Source organism: Legionella bononiensis (assembly GCF_016786215.1).
Taxonomy (GTDB): Bacteria; Pseudomonadota; Gammaproteobacteria; order Legionellales; family Legionellaceae; genus Legionella; species Legionella bononiensis.
Genome location: NZ_JADOBG010000007.1, coordinates 99,089 through 121,595 on the forward strand (window position 1 = coordinate 99,089; position 22,507 = coordinate 121,595).

The window sequence follows — 22,507 nt, forward strand, 5'->3', positions numbered from 1 at the left end:
TAAAGTTAATCAAAGAGTTGATTAATAATACGTAACCTTTTAGGGATAATTTTTTTATGACAACTTACATTTTCCCAGGCCAAGGCTCACAAGTAATCGGGATGGGAAGCGACTTATTTAATGAATTCGATACCTATGTTCAACAGGCTAACAGCATTCTTGGATATGATATTGTTGCCTTGTGCCTAAACGACGAAAATCAATTACTCAACCAAACACAATATACTCAACCCGCCCTCTTTGTCGTTAATGCCCTGTCCTATTTAAAAAAATTACAGGAAAATCCGAATAAACCTGATTTTGTCGCTGGGCACAGTCTGGGGGAATACAATGCGTTGCATGCCGCAGAAGTTTTTGATTTTGCAACGGGTTTAAAACTGGTACAAAAACGCGGTGAATTAATGAGTACAGCACAAGGTGGTGGAATGGCCGCAATCCTTGGATTAAGAGAAGAACAAATAGTGTCCGTGTTGCAATACAATCAACTCAATACTCTAAGTATTGCGAATTATAACAGTTACACTCAACTCGTTATTTCAGGGCCAGCTCAGGATATTATGTCAGCGCAAAAGTGTTTTGAATCTGCAGGTGCAATGGCTTACATTCCTTTAAAAGTAAGTGGAGCCTTTCATTCACCCTATATGAATGCAGCGCAACAGGTATTTTCAGAGTTTATTAAACAATTTACCTTTTTACCCCCATGCATCCAGGTGATATCAAATATTCATGCAAAACCTACCTCGGTCACTGAAATTCCGGATTGTCTTGAAAACCAGATAACCCATTCAGTTAACTGGTCACAAAGCATTCAGTATTTGCTTGATCATGGGGAAGCTGATTTTGTGGAGATTGGGCCCAGGAAAATACTAACCAATCTCATACAAAATATTAAAAAAGGTATGTAACTCTAAAATATCCATTGTGTAGAAACACCTATTTTTGATGGTAAACGCACGAAATTATCTCTTGATTCATATCATCATTAGTTCCATCGGTATGATAATACTGACCTTTAATAAATAATTGATGGTCCTTTAATGTCATAGAGACTTTACTAAAAAATACATTTAATGCACTTTCCGGATTCACAAAGAAATCAGTATTAATAAAAATCAATGCTGAATAATCAGTACTCCAGCGAACGGTAGTCGTACTGTGTTCTGATGCATTGACATTAAAAGACGCATTAGACTTAACTTCTCCTAATACATAGTGTTCTTCCATAAATCCATAAGATATTTTTAATTGATTTTCATCATGCTTGATTGCGATATCTACCGCAGGATTATTATCACACTCCCCTATCCATACCCCAGAAAAATTTAATTGATGATCTTGGGATGCGGAAGAATTTTGTGATGGTGATTTCAAGATTTTATTGCCCTGAGGCAGCCAGGGTAAAGCCCATACAGCATTCATCAGACCAATCATTATTGTGACAGAAATAAAATATCTTATCATTTGGACATCCTTGTATGATTTCATAACATGTTAAAACGGCATTGAATCTCAGTCTAACTGAAACCTATTTAATAAAACACGCTATAACAGTTTCTACAATTTTATTCCAAGTTACAATTATATGGCTTGAGAAATAGATCGCGTATTAAACGTTCAGGAAGAGGAGTTGTTAATAGGAGTTGATGGAGTAATGTACTCGTTTAATCAAAAAAAATGCCTGAAATTAAAAAAATCAGGCATTTCAAAATAGACCAGATTTAATCTATCTCATTCGTAGTCCTTCATTAGCCTCATCAACAACCACCGGGTTTGATTCAAACACTGAATCTGATTCAACCGCTGGATTTGATTCTACCGCTATATTGGCTTCTGATTTAACAGGAGCTATAGTTGGGCTAGAACTTTCTTTAAAGAAGCTAAAGATACTCTTCATTACATTAGTCATTAGGCCTTGCAAGAAAGAAGTAATAGGAGTTAACAACAAGTTTACAAACACTGCTCCCAACTCTTTTTCTATAGCAGGTTTCGCTCTATTGATAGCATCAGTGCTTTGCTGCTTAAAGGCATCTATAGAGAGTTTCTTTGCTTGAAAGCATGCGTCGCCTAAATCAGATAATTTATCATGAAGAAGACTTGCAAGATTATACCCTAACTGTTCAGAGGCAGATAAACCGTCTTTTTGTAAGTTAGTATCAATCTTTTCTTTATAACCTGCTAATAAACTTCTAAATTTCTTCCCTATTGTACCCAGGGTTGAGTCTAAAGATTGGGATCCATCGAGTATCACTGATTCCAACTTTTCCGCAGCACTTTGTCCCAGCTGAGCACCTAAAGATGCTACACCTTCTACAACATGCCCCTTTATTTCATTTATCGTAGTATCAAATGCTGCCATTGCTACCTCCTTTATGACTCGTTTTTTGGTTTGATTAACTAATTCAGTTGCTGCAGAACCGGCTTTGCCCAGTAAGTCTTGAATTGTTTCAACTACGCCATTTGGCTCTGTTACTTGTTCAGATTCTGGTTTGTTAGTAGCTGGCAGAAGTTCATCCATAATCACTCCTGCTGAGGTTCTGCCTATTAAGCCCCCCACCGCATTAGTTGCACCCTTCAGAATTCGGGATCCGGTATTGCTTATAGCTGAGGTTACTGCGCTAAAGGAATTTTGTAACCCTGAATAAAGACTCGAAAGTATTGACATGATTTCTCCGCTTTGGTTAAGTTCAGCACAATAATATCACCCAATACTTAACGAAATATTAACTGTTCTTAACAATACAGTAACATTTGCGATTTTTTTTAACTAATTTGTAATATTTATGTTACAAACGAAGAAGACTCAATAATTATGCTCAAGGCCTGAATAATACATTTAAATCCAAGATTACCCCCTAAGAGAGCTGCGTAACAGCAAACTCACTTAGGGATGGTTATTTGATTGGAGCTTAATGCAGAACAATTGGAATCACTTTTAAGCGACCTGTAATTCCAATAATTGTCTAATCCTTGTCTCTGCATGCTGTAACGCTTGAATTCTTATCTGTTCTCCTATGTTCACCCCTTCGGCTCTGATAAAGTGTATATCGGTAATACCAACAAAATTTAACACCGTAGTTAAATAGCGTTCCTGATGATCAAGACTTAACATCGGTTCTGCATTGTAATAACCACCTCGACTGGAAATTATAAAAACCTGTTTCCCAGAGGCTAATCCTTGCACTTTCCCATCAACGTATTTAAAGGTTTTTCCTGCAACCAAAACCCGATCAATCCAGGTTTTTAATTGTGATGGTACAGAAAAGTTATACATGGGAGCACCTATAACCAGTACCTCTGCATTCAAAAATTCAGATATTAATTGCCCGGATAATTCCAGCTCTTCTTTAATTACCGGAGAAATCTGCGCGGGATCTGAATTATAGGCACTAAGAATAGTTTGCGATAAATGATTAATCGGTTGAGCATGCAAATCTCGATAAGTCACTTGAGTTTCTGGATAAAGCTGTTGCCATTGACTAATAAAGCTACGGGTTAGTTGGCGAGAAACTGAAGACTTATTTAATATACTTGAATCAATTGCTAATAATTTCATTTCATCATTCCTTATCTATTGGTTCTATTATTATCATAGTATTTGAACCAATAAATGATTAGATGATTATTTTACGAAACATTGTCCTATTATTAACACCAATAACTGTTATAATAGGAGTATAGGCTCTCTTAATTTGAGAATTACATGTTATTGGATCTTAATGATTTGTATTTTTTCTATCTGGTTGTGGAGCACAGTAATTTTACAAAAGCAGGCCAAAGCATAGGAATTACCAAATCAAAAATCAGTCGACGAATCAGCGACCTTGAAGAGCATTTAGGTGTACGTCTCCTTCATCGATCGACAAGAAAGCTTGCATTGACGGATATTGGCCAAATTTTTTATCAACACTGCAAAGCCATGGTTAGTGAAGCTGAATATGCACAAGAGGCTGCCTTGCAAGTACAAAGTACCCCGCGTGGCCGGATTCGAGTGACCTGCCCTGCATTATTTGCTCAATCCCTGTTCGCCCAAACCATTACCCGATTCATGGAGCGCTATAAAGACGTTCACATATTGCTCAATGCCACTGATCGCTCCGTGGATCTGATTCAGGAGGGTTTTGATGTTGCCATTCGATTTCAAGCCAATAATTTCAATGACTCCAGTCTTGTTGTCAGGAAATTAGGATTGAGTAGAAGTTCTTTACTGGCAAGCCCTGAATATCTAAATCAATACGGTTCTCCGGAATCACCACAAGATCTGGTTAACTTTAATTGTTTTGCCAAAACACGTAATGAGGGGATCGCTCAATACTCATTAACCCATAGGGATGGTCGTCAAATTAACATTAATTTTCAACCCGTATTGGAAAGCAATGATTGGTTAGTACTGAAACAAGCAGCTTTATCTCATTTGGGTATTACTTTATTGCCCGAAGAACTCTATCGAGAGGAAATTAAAACAGGTCTATTAGTTCCGGTATTGTCTGAGTGGTCCTTACCTGAGGCAAGCCTCTATGTAATTTACCCCTCCAGACGTGGTTTAATACCAGCAGTACGTTCATTTATTGATTTTATTGCTGAAGATATTAATTCACATTGCACAGCGCATATCGTTGAAGAATGACCAATTTACGAGTCATACGTTTCAAATAAGATACATACCTTTCAGTGTAAACGTACGTCTTTTCAAACAAAGTGAAACAATCCAGAACACAGATCGAATAAAGTTTTGTTGTGGATTGCTTCGCCTTGGAATGGCAATGGATGCCAACATCAGTAATTAGTTCACTTTAAAATAAGATCGGCAAAGCGCTCAGGTGCTGTCCTTTCATCTAAACCCAAATCTGATTTAATTTTGGGAGATTGACGAACTCCTGCAAAAAATCCTGATATGCTGCTCGAAAAATAACTTTGGGGCAGATAAGGCTTACCCAAATGAGAATAAGCTGGCTTTCCCTCCAGAATAGCTTGATTGAGTAAAGCACCCGGCACAGCCTGTGCGACTCTATCCGCAGCACAAGCTGCGTCATTACCATTGATATTGACTCTTAAAAAAACATCCTGATACTCAGGGGCATTAATGGATAATTCAGGCAACTTGATTTTAGATACGATATTTTCAGGTAATATAATTTTAAATTGAGCGCTTATAGCGGGATATTTGCGGTAAACCGAAAGGATTTTCTCAAGATAAGTATCAAAATCCTGTATGCCAGGATGAAGACCGAGACGAACGTGCATATTGGGAGTTTGTTGAAGCTCTTGCAATACACACTCAATAAATTGTTCATCAACACTCACTGGCTGTGTCGTACTGCTTATAAAGGCTAGTGATTGCTGACTCGGAACCTGCAGTTGCTCTCGTATTGAATCAATACTGGATGATGTTGCGGGGCTCGCTAAAAATGCATTATCAATACTCAAATGACCTGTAATATGTAACTTGTCTTGATCCACCAGTTCAAAATCATTTAACGCGTCTTTTAAAGGTACAGCCCATTGAACATTGGCTTTTTCTTTCAATAATGGAACATGTTGCCATAGACAATGTGCGTCTGATTTAAACATATATTCATAAGCTATGAGCACCGGTTTATCACTAATGAACTCCGCTATCTGAAATGGCATTGTATTGTTTACTGATGGTACACCCAGATAAACATAATCAAATTGCTGCTGTTCAACGAAATTAATGATGCTTGAACGTTGTTCTTCTGAGGATATACTCGCAGGATACAGTCCGGGTACAAGGTTCAAAATTCCACTAATATTATATTTTTGAAGTAGCGATGTAGACTCAAACGTGTTCACACGCTCATCAGCAGTTTTTGTTAAAGAAACAAGTACCGTTTTACACTCATTCTTTAGTTCCATTGCCTTAATAGTTTTTAACGCTAAATCAGTATCGCCAGCACTGCTGATAAAAAACGCAACTTTCATAAAACCCCTTATAATGTCACTTAGATCATAAATTGAGCATTTTATCATATTTCCCTATAAAATATCATTTATAATGGGTATGAACTGTATGACTATTCAACCCGCCTGAACAACGCCATGACACACGATTTTTTTCTTGTTTAGATGCATACTACTTGTACAAATTTATCTATAGGAATATTATCTCAACTCCTTTAATTTCCAATAAACGAATTGAATAATGAACCAAGTGTTAGCTTTTCTTTTAGCAATAATCGCCCTATCTTCCTCAGCCAGTACAATTACGAAACAAGATTATTCAAACTTGTTAAGTCAATACAATGCGTGCTTTATTCTCTACAGTGTTAATGAAGCGAAGATCATCAGCGAGTATAATCCTGATAATTATTGTAATGAGCGAATTTCACCCGATTCTACTTTTAAAATACCCTTGTCACTCATGGCATTTAATCAAGGTATTATTAATCAAAACACCACATTTAAATGGGATGGCATTAAACGAGATTTACCAGACTGGAATCAGGATCTGACGCCCTATACCTGGCTTAAATATTCGTCTGTCTGGGTATCTCAGCTGCTTACTCCACAGATAGGTTATGCTCGTATAAAACATTATCTTGCGGGGTTTGATTATGGCAATCAGGATTTTACAGGTGATCCAGGAAAAAATAATGGATTAACCCACGCCTGGTTGGGTAGTAGTCTAAAAATCTCTGGTTTTGAACAACTAAAGTTCCTGAACAGTATGCTTGGCAATGAGTTGCCAATCAGTAACGAAGCCGTTCTTCATACTAAAAAGAATATGTACTTGGGCACCTTAGATAATGGCGCTGCCTATTATGGTAAAACAGGTTCTGGACGCCATGGACGAAATGAACGCTTATCAAATCCCAGTAAACTAAGAGATGGTTGGTTTGTTGGATTCATTGAACAGGGTCAACAACAGTACATTTTCATAAGTAATCTGACCGATAAAGTACCGGCATCGACCGATAAGTCATATGGTGCGGTATCTTTATCACCTGCCGGAAGCCAGGTTTTAAAACCTATAACATTAAAGTTACTCAATACCTATTTTTCCAGATAGGTATTGACCTTATTGTTCATAAAGCTCTATCGGTAGATTGTCCGGATCAACTATAAAGGTAAACGCTTTCATAGTAATTTCGTCAATCCTTATAGGTTCTGCGTGAATGTTCTGTTGTTTTAATTGTTCGACCGCTTCAATTACATTATCCACTGCAAAGGCCAGATGTCTTAATCCCGTAGCTTCTGGCCTGGTTCTTCGCTTTGGTGGATTCGGAAATGAAAATAACTCTATGATGTAATCGCCATTTAGAGCAAGATCCAGTTTATAGGATTGCCTGTTAGCTCTAAATTGTTCTTTAATTATCGTTAAACCTAATACTCGGGTATAAAATTTTTTAGATTCCTCATAATTGGAGCAAATTATTGCTATATGATGTACACGATTCAGTTTTAATTTGCTTTTCATGTAATTCTAGAACCTTAAAATTTAAGACGAAACAATCCTGATGTATTTAAAAACTCTTTAAATCCTCTTTAACAATCTAGTTTCTATTATGAAAAACCAAAGTTACTATGGAGGATGACAGGGCTAAAAGGGCCAATAAATAAAATGCTGCCTCAAAGTGACCGGTCAATGAAATGGTAAAACCGGTGAGTGTTGGGGCTAAAAACCCGGCAATAGCAAAAACTGCATCCATAATACCTAAAGCAGTACCTGCCTTTTCTTTAACGAGATCGATGTTGACTGCATAATAAGACGCATTAGCACTCATGGCAAATCCTACCGCCAATGAAATAAAAATCATCGCGTACACTATATCGTTTATTAAGATGACAGGAATGATACAGACAGCGGAGAGTAATTGAGAAATAAATATCGGATAAGAACGGGATAGACGATAACTCCTGGTCTTTTTTAAAATAGTGTCTGATAAACCCCCTACTCCCCACATCATTAATGCGGCAAGCAACCAGGGTGCAATAGAATAAAGTCCAATTTGTTTTAAATTGAGGTGATATACCTGATTTAAATAACTGGGTAACCAGGTCATAAAAAAGAATAAATAATAACCAAACACAAAAAAAGCCCAGTTGTTAGCAAGTAATGTTTTATTAGTAAACAAGTAATACCAGGTAATTTTATTTTTATTAGGATTCGGTTCGCTAATTACGGTTTCTTTTAAATAATTCAATTCCTTTTGATTCACATAAGGTGAATCATCTGGTTTATCATGAAATAACCACCACCAAATCGGGATCCATACGAGAGCAAGAACAGTTAAAAAATAATATGTCCCTCTCCAGGAGAACATAAGAATCAATTGGGACACTATAGGGCCACCGACAGCGAGTGAGATGGGTACAGAGATTAAAGCCAGTGATAAAGCCCGAGTTCGCTCGGACTCAGAAAGCCAGTCGCTTATCGCACGAGATAAGGCGGGAAAATTCGGTCCTTCTGCCAATCCCAATACCACTCGAGCCATAAATACCATTAAAAAACCGGTTGCCAGCCCTGTAAATAGTGAACCGACACCCCAAAAAAAGATGGCGACAATAAAAGTCAGTTTAGCGCCGTATCGATCTGCGGCTATGCCTCCTAAAAAAGTGGTGACAGCATAACCCACCCCAAATGCGCCAAGAACCAATCCAACCTGCCCCTCAGTCAACTGAAATTCTTTGGTAATGTCTTCTATTGCATACGCTATAGAAGCTCGATCAATATAATTTATGACTGTAACTATAAATAACAGAGCAACAATTACCCATCTGAAATTTGATCTGTTCTGATCCATTGTATCATTCCCTGTTATAAAGCCATCAAGTTCTTGTCAAATAAATGCATCGACATAAATAGAGTTTCGATTTTCCTGCGCCTCAACATCCGTTGCTTCTTCATTTCTTACCGCATATTGTTCCATTCCACTGGCATTAAATGTCCTGCCAAAAAACGACACGGCACTTTTAAAAAGGCTATCTCCTGGCTTTCGATTTACCTGATAATTAATAATAGGAACACCAATGGCAGATATTAACATCATGGCCACAATTAAATAAAAATACTGTTTATACCATTTCTCGCCACTTTCATCGACTAACAATCCCAATAAGATGGGCAGCATGATTCCACCAAGAGCTCCTATTGATCCGAACAACCCAAACATTGTAGAGGGATTAACCTTTTTGAGTGTTCCATCACTGGGAGCAGACCATGAAGGTGAAGAAGCAATACTTAATGGGGTAGTCATGTTAATTCCAAATCCCGTATTATTAATAGCCAGGCTGGTATATAACCCCCAACGCGGTAAATTACCTACGGCTAATGCAGTTGAACCAATAATGGCCATTCCGCATCCGAGAATATGAATTTTAACTCCTCCTGATTTATTATCGAGATATAAAATCATTTTCGAAGCAACAGGTCGAGCAAGTATGGTAATCAAATTTGCCAAAGAAGAGGTAACTATTGCTTCATCAGGGGTTAATCCAAACCCATTAGCCAACAGCCTGGGTAAAACTGTTCTCGAGACAAAGAAGCTTCCTAAAGAAGCAAATAACGTAAATCCTAAAAGCAAGGAGCGTCTGTCAAATAACACAGTCACATTTTCTCTCAACATATCCATTATGGAGACATCATCATAATTCGTTGTAAGAAACTCATCCAATTGACCGGATTCAACAGCCAATTCTTTTGCTCTCTCATGGGGAAATTTAGCTCTGAACTGATGATAAGGTGATGGATTTCCAAATATCAACTCGATTAATCCTCCAGCAAGGATCAGCCCGGAATAAATCGAAAATGGAACATAATAACCAAATCGACTTAAAAAATAAGTCGCTATAGGCGTGGTTACAGCAGTTGAGTCAACTAAAAACGAATAAAGCAATTGTAAATTGGGGACATAACTCTTTTTAGGTACCCATTTTAACGTATCAATCATAAGCAGATTTACACCAGCTCCATGACCTATTAAAAAGCCGGAAGCAAGCATAATCCCATAACGCCAATCAAATCCATTAACTGTAGTAATGTCCGTACAGGAAAATAAAATTGTCAGGCTAGTCATCCCCGCCAAAGTAAGTGACATCAAAGCTATCGCTTCTCTTTTACCTCCATTTTTGTTCACTCGCCAGGTCATCGGGATATAGGTTAACAGATTGGAAATAATCGGTGTAATTATTAATAATCCACCCAAAGCTTGATTCAATTGCTTCATTCCCATAAGAGGTATAACGACAGCGGATGTTGCACTTTTTGTTGCATAAGAAGCCAAAGTATCTATCACATAAGCCTGAGTAAAGGAGCCTGTTATCTTAACTACAGGATTACTGCCAGAAGTACTCGTTGATGTACTACCAGTGTCACCAGTCACAAGTTCACTATTAGTAGGGTTATTTTCTGCATTAGCTTCGTTTACAGCATTCCTGTTATTTGCTGAATGATCATCAGTTTCATTAACATTATTTGAATCTTGTTCTGTTATTATCATGCCATTAAACACTTATTTAAATTGAATTAAATCATATAATGCCAATAACTAATGTGCTGGCACTGCATCCCTGTATTTAAGATCCAACCGATCAAATCGTAATGTCACGTGTTCTGTTTCGACCCCCACTCTAATGATTCTCTTTCAGCCATTTATTCTGTTTTTTAGATATATGAATTACTTTTTTAACTACAGTAATAACATCACCATCAGTATTTTTAACTTCAATAATAAACTCGGGTTCAATTTTATTAGTTTGTTCAATTTCCTGTTTAAAACGTTCAATTTGTTCTTCAGTTAATTCAAATTTAGCAAAAACAGTTCCTCTTGCTGGAATTTTATAACGTATAGAAGCAGATTTATCCCATACAATATAATTTTTTCCTAATAAATTCATTAGCATCAGCATATAAAATGGATCGGTCATTGAATATAAAGATCCGCCATAATGGGTACCCACATAATTTTTATTCCAAAATCGCATTTTCATTTGAACTTCGATGCAACTCATGTCCTTGTTAAAACTTTTAACGCTTATTCCAGCCCCCCAAAATGGAGGCCAAAAACGCATTAATTTAAAAATGGTTGCAAGTTTCATAAGATAATCCCAAATCGTCTGATTTTATATTTTAAAATAATGTGTAATTCTATACAGCTTCTTACAGATTTATGCAGAACTCAAATCAATTGAGACAATATTTTTAAGCGAGTCAGTTATTTGATCTGATTTAGTTTGAGAAAAAAAACCCAATCTGCCAGTTAAGTAATAATTAATACCTAAAGCAATGAGATATCCCATACCAAGCAGAGCTAGCGCCATTGCTGTTTCAGCCAATATCCAATGAACATCTCGATGTGCAGATAATGTATTTTTTGCCCCGTTAATAGCTGACAGACATTTTTTTCGATATCGTAGCAGCACGGATGGATTCAGATGCTCCTCGAGATACTCAGTATTTCGAGTCATTGTTTGTTCCAAATGCTGCATTACATCCGCTGCAGCAGTACAGTTTCTGTTACGTAAATCCTTCTCTTTATTTCTCATGATATTCAAATGCCTTTTTATGAGGATAATCTGAAGATTTGTTTTGTGTTCAAATTCATTTAAACAGGATATATCATATTTTGTTGTATCCTCATCTTTATAGTGTTCTCTATCAATATTTGAAAACAGAGTAATTACCTCATCTATTGATGGTCTCTCTAACGGGTGTTCTGCCAGCATACGATTAAGGCACCCTTTAATTTTGTTTTGATCGACCTCATCCAGGTACAATTGAATTTCAGGAAGAGAAAACAACTGTTCATTGGTGGATTTGGTTTTTATATAGTCATATTCTTTTGAACGTCTGATGTAATAGTTCTGATGATCATCGCCCCATAAATAGCTTAATACCCTGCCTGCTGAATAAATATCTGAGCTGGTTGTATATATCGGTTTACTCTTAAATGATTCTGGTGAACGATAGGCTCGTGTTCCAAGCCTTCGAAAATCTTGTTGCCCCTGATCGATTGCAAAGCCATAGTCAATCAAGATTACCTTGGGAGGATCTTGATTGAGATCTATCATTATATTTCCGGGCTTTATGTCTCTATGTACCAGTTTGCGATCCATCACCTGTGATTTGATTGCATTCAAGATGGCTATAGTTAGTCCAAGACGTTTATCAATGGATAATCGGGGAATTTTATCGTTAATTCTTTTGCGTTTTTGGGGATTTAATATCTGTTCAAGGTTATAACCTTGTGCCTGCTCAATAATCAAATAACTCTTTTTACCATGTGCATACTCAGAAAAAATGGGTTTCTTAACGCGTAAATGTCCTGCCTGAACCAGTTTCTCATATTCATTATGTATTGATTGCGTCTTATCTATTTCACTATGATCCTGGATTTTAACCAGTTTAGGCCTTCCAGATTTTGCATGTATCTGACCTTCATCATATCGAATAAAGGTAGAAATAATAGGATACACTACGGCATACCCACCCTTGCCTAAAGGAGTTTTGCTGGTATCAAATATTGATACTTTATATCCGGACTTACCCTCTTTTCGCTGTCGCTTAATGAAGGACTGAGTAAAATTAAATTTATAGTGAGTATTATTAAAGGTGTATTCATAACTCTGCTTACTGTGCCACACACCCTCTGAAGCACTGCTCTGTAGAAAGGAATTTAGAACCAACTCATCATTACTAGTCCCTGCATTCCAGTTATAAAATTGTTCTGGATTAATAGTAATTTGTAGTGTTGGAATCATAAATGGAAATTGAGATGAATGAGATCAGGAGTGATTATCATACAATAGCACTGATTATTTGTTAAATATTTTGAACTCATCGATAAATTCTCATTCAATCTTTCCTTAATTTATAGTATAAAATGAATTTTTTATATCAAGGAGAGAGATGTGGGTAAACTGAATGCTGGTGGAATGGCGGCAATTGAAACTGAACGCGCAAAGCGAAGCGACGAAATAAGAACCTTAGTTTCAAAACCTTTTGATTCAAGTAATGTAGAACAACTGAATACACTGAAAAAATACATTGATGATTTTGAAAACAGCGCAAATTACATGTATGTATACCAAGCCTTAAGTAATGGTATGAAAGCCTGGGGAGCTTCATTCGTTGTCGCTAGATTTTTACCCATCCCTGATTTTATTAATCCTATCCTGTCCGCATGCCTCTACTTCGGTGTTTCCGGTTTTATCCTTGAGCGTTTCAGTATCTCTGATTTTTATAATCAATTAACGGAGATGAAGCACCTGTATAACTGGTGTTTAAAAAACGGTAATGCACATTACGATGAACGCATTGATAATACTCAGAACCTTTTAAACCCGGATATCCAAAGAATGATAAAATTAATGGCCCCGTTATGTACAACTGAGTATATGATGGCCTGGCCCAAAGAAGCAGAACGGGTTGAGGAAAATCCGAGTTTAATATCCAGTGCCTTTTCCTTCGGCTATTCATTAATAACCTCTCCTTCTTCCTTTTTCCAAAAATCACCCCAGCCAAGCGGTGACCAACAATTGAGGTTACATGACTTAAAAATAAGTGTTGAAACCCGAAGGTTAGATCTCAATGCATATGCTGGATTTAAACAAGCAATTGATTATTTCATGACAAGTGTGACCAATACTGATTACAAAGCATTGTTGTGGTCAAAATGGGATGATTTAAAGAAGATGGCGCCTACACCGGTCACTGCTCTGCTTACGTCTCCTAAAATGGATTAATAATTATACCAACCGGCCAGTTCTTAGGGGCGGTTGGTATAGTGATAATTTAATTGATTTATGATAAAGGGTGAATAAAATGGCATGTATTTTTACCAATAAACCACTGCTTGAGAAAGAATACAAACGCTTGTTTTTAGAAAAACTATCTACCCTGACGAAATTAAAAGAGTGTTTATCAGCTCGCTATGACAAAAAGGAAATTACTGATGCTGAACTAAAAGGTGTTTTATCAAATAATCATAAAAAAATATATGATTTTATTGGGCGCAGTAATGAAAATAGACTCCGTTATTTTTTCGGGCACTCAGCACAAAGTGATTTACGTGACGCGCAAATAAGACTAATAGACCGATTGATTCTTGACAGCATCCATTTTGAAGTAATCAATATGTTGATGTTACAATTCGACAATGAGTACAGTAACAATCTGACGGAGATTGAGAAAGAGTGGCATAACGAACTACATGATCATGCGCAACTTGGTCCGCTACCGAATAAACTTATCATTCAGAATGCAATTAAATCAATTAAAAACAGCGTGTTTAAAGATCTGGTTTTCCCTGAAAACAAATCAGTCGCGCTTTTTCATGTGAATGGACAGAGTATTATTCCTAATAAACACGTTTTTATAAATTGGTTATCTCAATCAAATACCAAATCACCAATTAAAGCAGAGCATTCTATTTATGCTGTTGTCGCTGCAGCCCTAATTGCACTATTTGCATTTGCTTTTTTCATCGTTTCATGGGGTCTTCCGGGTGCTACGGCAGCAGGACTTGGGGGTGCTGTTGCCGCATCATTAAATCCAGCAGGCTTTGCAATCGGCCTGTTTGTTGCGTTCCTCTTAAGCGGATTGATAAGTTATGCTTGCTCTAATCCGTTAAAAGGTTCGATTGATACAATAGATTCATCCTTATCCAGTCCAGGACATTGCCCCAATCGATCATCTACCGAGTTCATTATCGGTAAATTACCCAAAAGAGAACAGACTGATGCATTAAATAATCAACCTCCAACAGATGAATTTAATGCATTATTTACTCATACTAAAACGCTGTTAGAAGATGCAATGAATAATGAAGGACTAAATACACAATTAAATCCAAATCTATAAATTCTTAATTCTATAGGGTGGGTTCATAAAATCGTTCACATTTCTTTGTAAAAAGCGATTATTTTTGCTGAAAAATCTCTCACTTCCTGAATAATCTCGTATCGCGGAGTTAGGTACAACTATGCTAGGGGATTGGTTATTTTCAGATGATGAACTGCAGACTGTATTGACTTGATGCTCTGATGTACCATCAAGCTGCGTTTTATTTTTATCACTAATGAGAGTACTCCAATCAAAATCTATGCTACAAAGATCTATAAACGCTTTTTTTACATCTGCAACAGTATTAACCATTGCATATGGGTTGCCAGAATAAGTCCCCATTGATTCTGCCTGTAACTCTTTCACGACTACTGAAGCACCAGTTTGTTTACAATATTTTGCTGCAAGTACCAGAGTTTGATGAGTTAATTCATTCAATAACGCATCATCAATAGGACCTAGCAGAATATAAAACACAGATTTTACCTGTTTAGAGATAGGATCCAGACTTGAAAAACATCGAATTAAATCGGCATTATGCACCAATTTAAATAACTGCTTAAACACACCGATTTTTATTCTATTGCCTTCGGTTAATGGCTCAAGAAAATGATTAACCATTGGAATTGGACTTTTATAATCAAAACTGCTCACAATCGCATGTACTAAATCCGTGTCATATTCCAACTTTAAAGCAATTCTTCTAAAAATTTCCGCCGAACGCACACTGTAATCTGGATCACTTGACCAACCCATTTCATTGGTTCTCCCGGAACGATATAAAAACAAAGCCAACTCGAGACAGCTCTTTTCTTCATCCGTAAGCGTCAGGACTGGATTTAAAACATTCGCTGCAGGTAGTTCTATTGCAATTAATCGTATACTTTTTAGTGCTGTATTAAGCAGTTTAACCAAACGAATACTGTGTGTCGTCCCATGATTTGGACGAAATGCAAATTTATTCCACCGAACGTCATATTCAAGAGGCTTATCCACGTAGGGAACTTCGATAATATCTTCGGATAGGAGTTGAAATAATTGATATTTGATGAATTCTGCATTGGGTAACTTCCAATACGCTATAAATTCGGTAAGTTTTCTGTGAGCAATGAGAATTGGACGATTAAACTCAACTGAGAATTCCAAACCAAGAGGTAGTTCTATATGTTCACGATCTGGACCTATTACTAAGAGGTTTTTAAGCTCCTTAAATTGGTCATCAGTTAATTCAAGGTTCAACTGCATCCCAACCTTCAAATGATCCAAACGCTCAACAGATGAATAATTAATTTCTTTTAGAAATCGAGTCAATATATGATTCAATGCATCTAAATCTGCTGTTTTTATATATTTTTGAAATTCATTTTGTATATTTAAAGCAACAATATTTGAATCTACAAAATCTAGTTTAATCGTAAACATTCCATTTCCTTTTACTCTGCCTATGGGCTAACGACAGTATTGGGTTGGGCCTTGCTCAACACGATTCAATTTGCACCAAATTCTTCAACACGCATGCTTAAGGCTATAAAACAAAGAGCACATTGTATCAAAAATGCGCTAAAATATCCACTAAATAATACGCACGAACAGGAAAAAATTTTAATTCGTGCTGCATGTCCAAAATGAAGCGCTACCAGAATCAGAAAACAAAAAGCACTCCTCTTCATCTTCAGCAGGAACAACCTCCTTTTTCACCACGTATTGACTCAAATCACGATCGCCCTTGATAAAGGTATCGAAGAACTTGTAACTATGCTGAGGTTCAGTTTCTGGCGCTTTTTCAACAAGGGCCTGTGTCGGTCCTTTAAAAGCCATCACTGACAATTCATTAACTGTTTTTTCAAATTCTTCACGCAATTGATCCTTCATATTAAGATAGTTGGTAACAACTAATTGCTCAGCAATTTTAGCATTTAATAATTTGGGAACGAACAAACGTACTTGTAATGTATACTGGTTTGGTACTTGCCCACCAAAGGCCTTTAATTGTACTAAGGTTTCGAGAGCGCTTGGATTGTCACTGTCTACAATTCCATTTTGTTTTGATATATAGGCAATCTCATCAACTAAATGATGTGGAATTAAATATTGATAGAGTACCCCTTGCTTCCCAAAACGTTCATCTGTAATCAGTTTATTAAACTTGGCGAGCAACTCCTCTCGTAGTGCTTCCTGTCCCTTCAATAAGCCCATACTATCTAAAATAGTATTGATTAAATGCTTAAAATCAAGTTGAGTGACCGATAAATTATTATAAAAATAATCTACACTGGATTCATCAGATGCATAATCGGCATTTTGCCACAAACTCGGATTGCAGGATAATAAATGCCATAAATTATATTCATTATTATCCAACGCATTAGCTTGAGACATAATTTTTTTTATTTGGTCAATACTATCACAGGCAGTAGCAGTAGCTGAGGGTTTTGAGTTAATTCCACGTATCCAGACAATAGAATTCGAACCTCCCTTCAGTTGTATCAACTTACGACAGAACAGATCCAACGCATAGCTGGCTTTGGTCGTTGAGTGATAGACACTAACATGGGTGTTTAGATATTCCCTCTCTATATCAATGCATTTATCCGTCGGAATCATATCAATACTTTTACGATCCCATCCATCAGCGTACTTAATATTCTGGCCTTTTTTGTCATGCGCTTTAAGAAGAAAGGAACCTGATTTCTTATCAAATTCAGTATGATGCTCATCCTCAATCCATAATTGTGTTGGTGGCATAAAACTAGGATTACATTCTGGCTTCACGCATATCAGCTTAAAAAGCACTAATTTAGGGGAATTGGCTGATTCTACTGCCAGTCTTCTATTCCATGTAGTATTGAGTTCTTTGGATTTTGCTCCAGTAACCGTGGCTCCTGTCAGATGACAAAGAGTTACCGCATATGCTAGAAAGTGATCAGAGACGGCACTGACTTTAACACTAGGATCAAGCAACTTGCTTAATTCTTCTTCGATAGGTCTTTTTATCTCTTGATAATTATCGAAACATCGAACCAAATCGCTTTCATGACTTAACTTCAATAGCTTAGTGAATAAATGGGCTTTCTCTCTGGTTTCTTCAATACTATGTTGGTTTAATTGGTTTTTAACTTGAATTTCTGCATGATAATCAAAACAGTTTGCCATAAGATCAACTAATACAGGATTAAATTCTAACTCTAAAGCTATTTGTTTGAATATGGCCGCGGAACGTGGTCCATAAGTTCCATCGCCATGCCATGGTAATTCATTTGTTCTACCCGACCGAAATAAAAATGCTGCTAACTGCAAACAGGCATTCTCTTCAGCAGAAAACGATTGAGCAATGAAACGATACTTCTTATTTCCATTTAACTGAATACAGGTGAGGAAATTAGTCGCTAATTCCATTTGCCTGATAGCATGAGTTGTTCCATGATTCTGATGAAAGGCTACACGATCAAAAAATTGTAAAAATTCATCAGGTTCGTCTACATAGGGAATTTCAATAAGATCTTGAGATAATTGCTCATAAAGGGAAAATCCTAAATCTCTGGGAGACTCCCAGTACCTGTGGAATCGTTCAAGGCTCCCATAGGAAAATAGTACGGGTAATTTTTTATCTATAGGTGAGCACTGCAGATCCGTTGGCAGTACCACTGCTTTTTTACTGATGCCAACAGTTAATACATGATAAAAACTGTTTTCAAGGGACAAAGAATCAAATTTTAATTCATACGTTTGATTGGATGTTAAATCAAGTTCGGGTACAGACACTTTATTATCTAACAACCATTGTTTTAGATCTGAAGTTAAATTGGGTACATCTTTTTTCTTAATATATTTTACAAATTGATCATTAATGATTAATTTACAAAACACATCATTTACAGCACTCAGGGAGAATTTTATCATATTAATATTTCAACACCTTGAACAACAAACAAACGAATTGTGAGATTATATCAAAATATTATTAAGTTTTTCTTAACAACTGTAATTAAGTAGGATTTGAAAGGTAAATCAGCTGCGAAAATAAAATCCGAGAGGTAAAGTCTTCACGTTATTACCGTCGCAATCATAACAAAAACATAAAGACTTACCATTTGCTGCTTTTGGTCGGACTTGCAAATAAGTTCCAACTGCGGCATTAATCTATTCAAGAGTTCCAGTACTGATTTGTAAGGTCAAATAATCCTAATCTGCTGATAAAACAACCCAAGATAAGGTTTGTGATTAAACTACAGCCATAGGTCTATCCAAATTGTCACAATCAGTGTCATTAGAAGTAAAGCTCTCAAAAATCTTATAAAAAAGAAATGCTAGCTGACCAATAACTGGAGTTAAGAACAATAGAATGAGCCAAATTGGATAATGATTTTTCTCAGCAGGTGGTTCTTCGGGTTTAAAAAAGCGAGGAACAGAATTATATCCAGAACTCTTGGATGAGGTATCGCCCAGTGAAGGAGGTTGTGATAGAGATGAAGCCCTCAAATTGCTTCTATTGTCCACAACTTTATCCATCTCTTGGGGCTCTTGATTTAATAGTGAGTCGGAAACATCAATCGGTGGATGGATTAAAGAGAGATTGTCCATACCCCCACCATTACTGTCATTCTCCGATACAACAAAAACCACACGTGTATTGTCCTCTATTTCTTCTTGAGGTATCGATGTTGAATTTGGATTTGGTAAATTAGAATCAACGATAAGTTGTGAAAGATTGATAACACACTCACTGTTCTCTTCAGGCACAGGATTAACAACATTCACCAATGCAGTATCCTCTCCTTTTTCTTCGTGCGACTTTTCTGCGCCCTCAACGTCAGGTAGGCTGTCAACGTTATGAGCGCTCATCCTAGTTTTTCTTAATTGAAAATCAACAAACTCTGAAGGTAAGTTCTCTGTAGCTAACGGATAGTTCTCAATGACAAGCTCAATCAATTCCCATTGATGCTCATTAATAAGCATCAAAAAGGGTGTTTTTCCCTTAGTATTTAAGGCAAAAACATCGGCACCTTTTAAAATTAAAAACTTAACTACATCCCAATTACTATTCATAATTGCGTAATGGAGAGGAGTAGATTGATCGGTGTCCACGCTGTTAATATCAAATCGTTCAAGAAAAAATTGTACCTGGTCAACCCCCCCTTGTTGCGTAGCATAATGCAATAACGTTATTTTCTTAGATGTACCAGGATGTCGGGAATTAATGTCTACACCATGTTCTAAACCAAAAGTGATTAATGGAACAGGACAACCTATTAAGGCAAACATCATAGAAGGGTGTTGTTTCAATTGGATGTTTTGTAAGGCTACTCCTTGTTTGATTAACGTTGAGAATACTATCTGTATTAGCTCATATTGTCCGTGCAGAAAAAGTTGATCTAACAGAGGACCTGCTTCGACAATTTCAACCTGATGCTCAATCAAATACTTTACTTTATCCCATTGTGTCAATTTTGCTGCACAGGTCATCATCGTCCCTAAATGTCCTTTAGTATAAGCAGCATCAACTTGAGGAATGAGAACTTTACAACGCTCCCAAATGTAATCTGTGTCAATGTACAGCATATTGCTTTTCCATTCCTCGGACAGTTGAACATTATGTTCTATAGAGCAATATATCTGTGTGATTGCTTGATTACTAAGAGCAAAATCTACAGGATATTTGTCTCTAATGTCCCATTCTTTGCCATTTTTATAAGCTAACTCGCACCAGCTCATTATTTGTTGCTCATCAAGGAGTACCTTGGTTTTAGCGGTTTGGGGTAAAAAATCTAATTTGGATTGAGGATTTGCTTTATGATATATCCATTCAAGCAAAGGGAAATTTGGCATAGCTAATACGTATTGCTCCACGGAATCTCGGTAATTACCATACCCTGGAAGCTGGCCAGGACGCATGGCTTTAAGCAGCCCATTGTTAAAAACTGTTTGGGTTTGCCCTCCTGTTCCTACTAATACCCTAGGCACTTGGTGTACTTTGCAGAGCTGTTTAGCGAAAGACATGAATAAGTCAGCCAACAATTGGGAATTTTGCGGTTTATTTCTAAAATCAAGGGGACTCTCAATGGAGTCCAATACCATAGAGCCATCCTTAGCGCGGAAAGCCCAACATTGAGCCACAATATTCTGATTCTTATCCGTTACCGTATAAAAACCTCCATTAGGATTAGTTATACCATCAACAGCACAGGATTCCCCTTGACCTCCCATAAATTGGCAACAGCTGGTCAATTTACCTAAAATGGCTGCCTGTGGATCTGAAGGTGAAAGTTTTTGTAAGCGATAATCTGCATAGCCAGGGTTAATATCAGCACCCAATAAGGTCACATTAGGGATTGCTTTTTCATCATCCTGAGGTTTAAGACTTAAGTATTCATCAAACTTGGCTTCGGGAATACTGTATTTGAAAAATAATGCAGCGGCTTCTGGGTTTTCAGACGCTCGATCATAAACGATTTGATTAGCAATCAGCGCTATTACTGGCAAGGGGGTTTTCAACGATAAAAATTTTTTGTAAGCATCCTCCGATTTTCTGTTTATCATGTGTTTATTTTTCTTCAATTTCTCATCGATATATTGGTCTTCCGTTTGGGCTTTGGACCATAAATTCTGTATTTCTTCTTGAGCAATTCCCTTATATTGTTCAGTTACTGTATCCGTTATTTGCTTGATGTTTTCTTGTTTAAACTGTTTTATTTTTTTATGGGACTCAGCATTTAATTTTCCTCTATCGTTTTGAGCTAAAAACCTACGTGCTTCATTTTCTAAAATCTTATCGACTTCTTTTCTGATTTTTTTTGAATATCTTTTATTAAAAAATAGGTCAAAATCCTGAATGTTGTGGAATTCTTCTTTTAATTCTCGCTCATAATTTTTTGATATTATCTCTGTTAAAACAGTTAGTATTCTACTTTTATTCTCTTTATTCGCTATATAGGCTTCTATTTTTGCAAAAAAAGGGGCTAAACGTAAAATGGTGTCTTGAGGACTGCTTGGTTGCGCATCAGCTATCAGTCTACGCCAACGCTCCGGGCTCCAATTATCTCCTGTAGGTATGTTAAACAAACAAGCATCATGAACGGGTTGTCGAGTGTTTTTATGAAGCTTTTGAAAACGGTCCAAATAACCTTTGATAGAATCTAAATTTCCAAATAATACTGCTAATTTATGAGCATGGACCCTTGCATTTTCGTTCTGCTGTTCTGCTGAAAAACCAGGGTGCTCTATCTGTTCTTTTTGTAATAAAAATTGAAATAGTTCATTATCAGAGGTGGTTGTGTCTGAATTTAGCTCAATCCCCATAACAAATCCCCAAAAAACATACTGATTATAATTATAAGAAATTTAAATTAACGCTTTATTAAGCCTGGCGCTTCCTCTGATTACGAATAGCAAATTTGATATACATGAAAAAACACCTCGAAGAGTGTTTTTCGCGATGGAGTGATTAGCATAAATTAAACTTAACAGACTACATCCATAGGTGTCTTACCTTGCGTTTGTACTTGTTATTTCACTCAAATCATAACGCCATCCATTAGTACATAATCATCATATTCCATTATATTGTGTGTAATTTTTAAATAATGCGGAAGCTCAAATTATTACAGATAGATTAATATTCACCCACCAAGATATAGATGTTTTTATGCGCGCTAATAAATTGCATAAACATGCTTACGGACAGGGAAGATAGTAATAAGGGAGAATTTT

Annotated in this window: 17 protein-coding genes and 1 pseudogene; 5 read left to right on the top strand and 13 right to left on the bottom strand. The window is 36.7% G+C overall.

What is annotated here, in order from left to right; translation table 11 throughout:
* Positions 1-56: 56 nt before the first annotated feature.
* Positions 57-905 (top strand): ACP S-malonyltransferase, encoded by an 849-nt coding sequence (fabD, locus tag IZU94_RS04740; protein WP_203108520.1) that lies wholly within the window; start codon positions 57-59, stop codon positions 903-905.
* Between the two features lie 28 nt (positions 906-933).
* Here fabD and IZU94_RS04745 read toward each other — a convergent pair whose 3' ends face one another.
* From IZU94_RS04745 to IZU94_RS04755, 3 genes are all read right to left on the bottom strand, one after another.
* The gene (locus IZU94_RS04745; protein WP_203108522.1) at positions 934-1,461 is read right to left on the bottom strand and encodes a hypothetical protein; all 528 of its coding nucleotides are present in this window, start codon (positions 1,459-1,461) and stop codon (positions 934-936) included.
* 262 nt (positions 1,462-1,723) lie between these two features.
* Entirely contained in the window at positions 1,724-2,662 is a 939-nt protein-coding gene (locus IZU94_RS04750) for a hypothetical protein (protein ID WP_203108524.1), read from the bottom strand.
* Positions 2,663-2,932: 270 nt separating this feature from the next.
* Positions 2,933-3,553, bottom strand: coding sequence for an FMN-dependent NADH-azoreductase (locus tag IZU94_RS04755; protein ID WP_203108526.1), 621 nt, complete (start codon positions 3,551-3,553; stop codon positions 2,933-2,935).
* Positions 3,554-3,700: 147 nt separating this feature from the next.
* Between IZU94_RS04755 and IZU94_RS04760 the strand changes: the two genes are divergently transcribed.
* Complete coding sequence (locus IZU94_RS04760) at positions 3,701-4,624, top strand: LysR substrate-binding domain-containing protein (RefSeq protein ID WP_203108528.1); 924 nt, start codon at positions 3,701-3,703, stop codon at positions 4,622-4,624.
* Positions 4,625-4,785: 161 nt separating this feature from the next.
* Here the strand turns inward: IZU94_RS04760 and IZU94_RS04765 are convergent, their stop codons facing one another.
* A complete protein-coding gene (locus IZU94_RS04765) occupies positions 4,786-5,940 on the bottom strand; it encodes a hypothetical protein (protein WP_203108530.1) in 1,155 nt (384 codons plus the stop codon).
* Positions 5,941-6,160: 220 nt separating this feature from the next.
* Between IZU94_RS04765 and IZU94_RS04770 the strand changes: the two genes are divergently transcribed.
* Positions 6,161-7,027 carry a penicillin-binding transpeptidase domain-containing protein gene (locus tag IZU94_RS04770; protein WP_203108532.1) on the top strand — a complete coding sequence of 289 codons (867 nt, stop codon included), beginning with the start codon at positions 6,161-6,163 and terminating at the stop codon, positions 7,025-7,027.
* A 9-nt stretch (positions 7,028-7,036) separates the two neighbouring features.
* Here IZU94_RS04770 and gloA2 read toward each other — a convergent pair whose 3' ends face one another.
* The 5 genes from gloA2 to legK1 form a co-directional block, all read right to left on the bottom strand.
* Positions 7,037-7,435: an SMU1112c/YaeR family gloxylase I-like metalloprotein gene (gloA2, locus tag IZU94_RS04775; RefSeq protein WP_203108534.1), complete on the bottom strand. Its 399-nt coding sequence runs from the start codon at positions 7,433-7,435 to the stop codon at positions 7,037-7,039.
* A gap of 76 nt (positions 7,436-7,511) precedes the next feature.
* Positions 7,512-8,762 (bottom strand): MFS transporter, encoded by a 1,251-nt coding sequence (locus tag IZU94_RS04780; protein ID WP_203108536.1) that lies wholly within the window; start codon positions 8,760-8,762, stop codon positions 7,512-7,514.
* A 36-nt stretch (positions 8,763-8,798) separates the two neighbouring features.
* Positions 8,799-10,457: an MFS transporter gene (locus tag IZU94_RS04785; protein ID WP_203108538.1), complete on the bottom strand. Its 1,659-nt coding sequence runs from the start codon at positions 10,455-10,457 to the stop codon at positions 8,799-8,801.
* A 130-nt stretch (positions 10,458-10,587) separates the two neighbouring features.
* Entirely contained in the window at positions 10,588-11,055 is a 468-nt protein-coding gene (locus IZU94_RS04790) for a DUF4442 domain-containing protein (RefSeq protein WP_203108540.1), read from the bottom strand.
* 69 nt (positions 11,056-11,124) lie between these two features.
* Positions 11,125-12,717: a Dot/Icm T4SS effector kinase LegK1 gene (legK1, locus tag IZU94_RS04795; RefSeq protein ID WP_203108542.1), complete on the bottom strand. Its 1,593-nt coding sequence runs from the start codon at positions 12,715-12,717 to the stop codon at positions 11,125-11,127.
* A 150-nt stretch (positions 12,718-12,867) separates the two neighbouring features.
* Here legK1 and IZU94_RS04800 point away from each other — a divergent pair, with 150 nt between their 5' ends.
* Together IZU94_RS04800 and IZU94_RS04805 are read left to right on the top strand one after the other, a co-directional pair.
* A complete protein-coding gene (locus IZU94_RS04800; protein ID WP_203108544.1) occupies positions 12,868-13,701 on the top strand; it encodes a hypothetical protein in 834 nt (277 codons plus the stop codon).
* Positions 13,702-13,780: 79 nt separating this feature from the next.
* On the top strand, positions 13,781-14,818 hold the full coding sequence (locus tag IZU94_RS04805; protein WP_203108546.1) for a hypothetical protein: 1,038 nt from the start codon (positions 13,781-13,783) through the stop codon (positions 14,816-14,818).
* On the opposite strand, the gene IZU94_RS04810 is transcribed toward IZU94_RS04805, so the two are convergent.
* The 4 genes and pseudogenes from IZU94_RS04810 to IZU94_RS04820 form a co-directional block, all read right to left on the bottom strand.
* Positions 14,813-16,222 carry a SidE phosphodiesterase domain-containing protein gene (locus tag IZU94_RS04810; protein ID WP_203108548.1) on the bottom strand — a complete coding sequence of 470 codons (1,410 nt, stop codon included), beginning with the start codon at positions 16,220-16,222 and terminating at the stop codon, positions 14,813-14,815. The genes IZU94_RS04805 and IZU94_RS04810 overlap by 6 nt on opposite strands.
* A gap of 180 nt (positions 16,223-16,402) precedes the next feature.
* Positions 16,403-18,700 (bottom strand): SidE phosphodiesterase domain-containing protein, encoded by a 2,298-nt coding sequence (locus IZU94_RS04815; RefSeq protein ID WP_203108550.1) that lies wholly within the window; start codon positions 18,698-18,700, stop codon positions 16,403-16,405.
* 108 nt (positions 18,701-18,808) lie between these two features.
* Positions 18,809-18,982 (bottom strand): annotated as a pseudogene (locus tag IZU94_RS18515) (DNA mismatch repair endonuclease MutH); the annotation flags it as partial.
* 39 nt (positions 18,983-19,021) lie between these two features.
* A complete protein-coding gene (locus IZU94_RS04820; protein WP_203108552.1) occupies positions 19,022-22,096 on the bottom strand; it encodes an ankyrin repeat domain-containing protein in 3,075 nt (1,024 codons plus the stop codon).
* Between the last annotated feature and the right edge of the window lie 411 nt (positions 22,097-22,507).

Excerpts from the sequence above, each read along its gene's own strand:
- fabD (WP_203108520.1), top strand. The coding sequence starts at position 57 with ATGACAACTTACATTTTCCCAGGCCAAGGCTCACAAGTAATCGGGATG.
- IZU94_RS04745 (WP_203108522.1), bottom strand. The coding sequence starts at position 1,461 with ATGATAAGATATTTTATTTCTGTCACAATAATGATTGGTCTGATGAAT.
- IZU94_RS04750 (WP_203108524.1), bottom strand. The coding sequence starts at position 2,662 with ATGTCAATACTTTCGAGTCTTTATTCAGGGTTACAAAATTCCTTTAGC.
- IZU94_RS04755 (WP_203108526.1), bottom strand. The coding sequence starts at position 3,553 with ATGAAATTATTAGCAATTGATTCAAGTATATTAAATAAGTCTTCAGTT.
- IZU94_RS04760 (WP_203108528.1), top strand. The coding sequence starts at position 3,701 with ATGTTATTGGATCTTAATGATTTGTATTTTTTCTATCTGGTTGTGGAG.
- IZU94_RS04765 (WP_203108530.1), bottom strand. The coding sequence starts at position 5,940 with ATGAAAGTTGCGTTTTTTATCAGCAGTGCTGGCGATACTGATTTAGCG.
- IZU94_RS04770 (WP_203108532.1), top strand. The coding sequence starts at position 6,161 with ATGAACCAAGTGTTAGCTTTTCTTTTAGCAATAATCGCCCTATCTTCC.
- gloA2 (WP_203108534.1), bottom strand. The coding sequence starts at position 7,435 with ATGAAAAGCAAATTAAAACTGAATCGTGTACATCATATAGCAATAATT.
- IZU94_RS04780 (WP_203108536.1), bottom strand. The coding sequence starts at position 8,762 with ATGGATCAGAACAGATCAAATTTCAGATGGGTAATTGTTGCTCTGTTA.
- IZU94_RS04785 (WP_203108538.1), bottom strand. The coding sequence starts at position 10,457 with ATGATAATAACAGAACAAGATTCAAATAATGTTAATGAAACTGATGAT.
- IZU94_RS04790 (WP_203108540.1), bottom strand. The coding sequence starts at position 11,055 with ATGAAACTTGCAACCATTTTTAAATTAATGCGTTTTTGGCCTCCATTT.
- legK1 (WP_203108542.1), bottom strand. The coding sequence starts at position 12,717 with ATGATTCCAACACTACAAATTACTATTAATCCAGAACAATTTTATAAC.
- IZU94_RS04805 (WP_203108546.1), top strand. The coding sequence starts at position 13,781 with ATGGCATGTATTTTTACCAATAAACCACTGCTTGAGAAAGAATACAAA.
- IZU94_RS04810 (WP_203108548.1), bottom strand. The coding sequence starts at position 16,222 with ATGTTTACGATTAAACTAGATTTTGTAGATTCAAATATTGTTGCTTTA.
- IZU94_RS04815 (WP_203108550.1), bottom strand. The coding sequence starts at position 18,700 with ATGATAAAATTCTCCCTGAGTGCTGTAAATGATGTGTTTTGTAAATTA.
- IZU94_RS04820 (WP_203108552.1), bottom strand. The coding sequence starts at position 22,096 with ATGGGGATTGAGCTAAATTCAGACACAACCACCTCTGATAATGAACTA.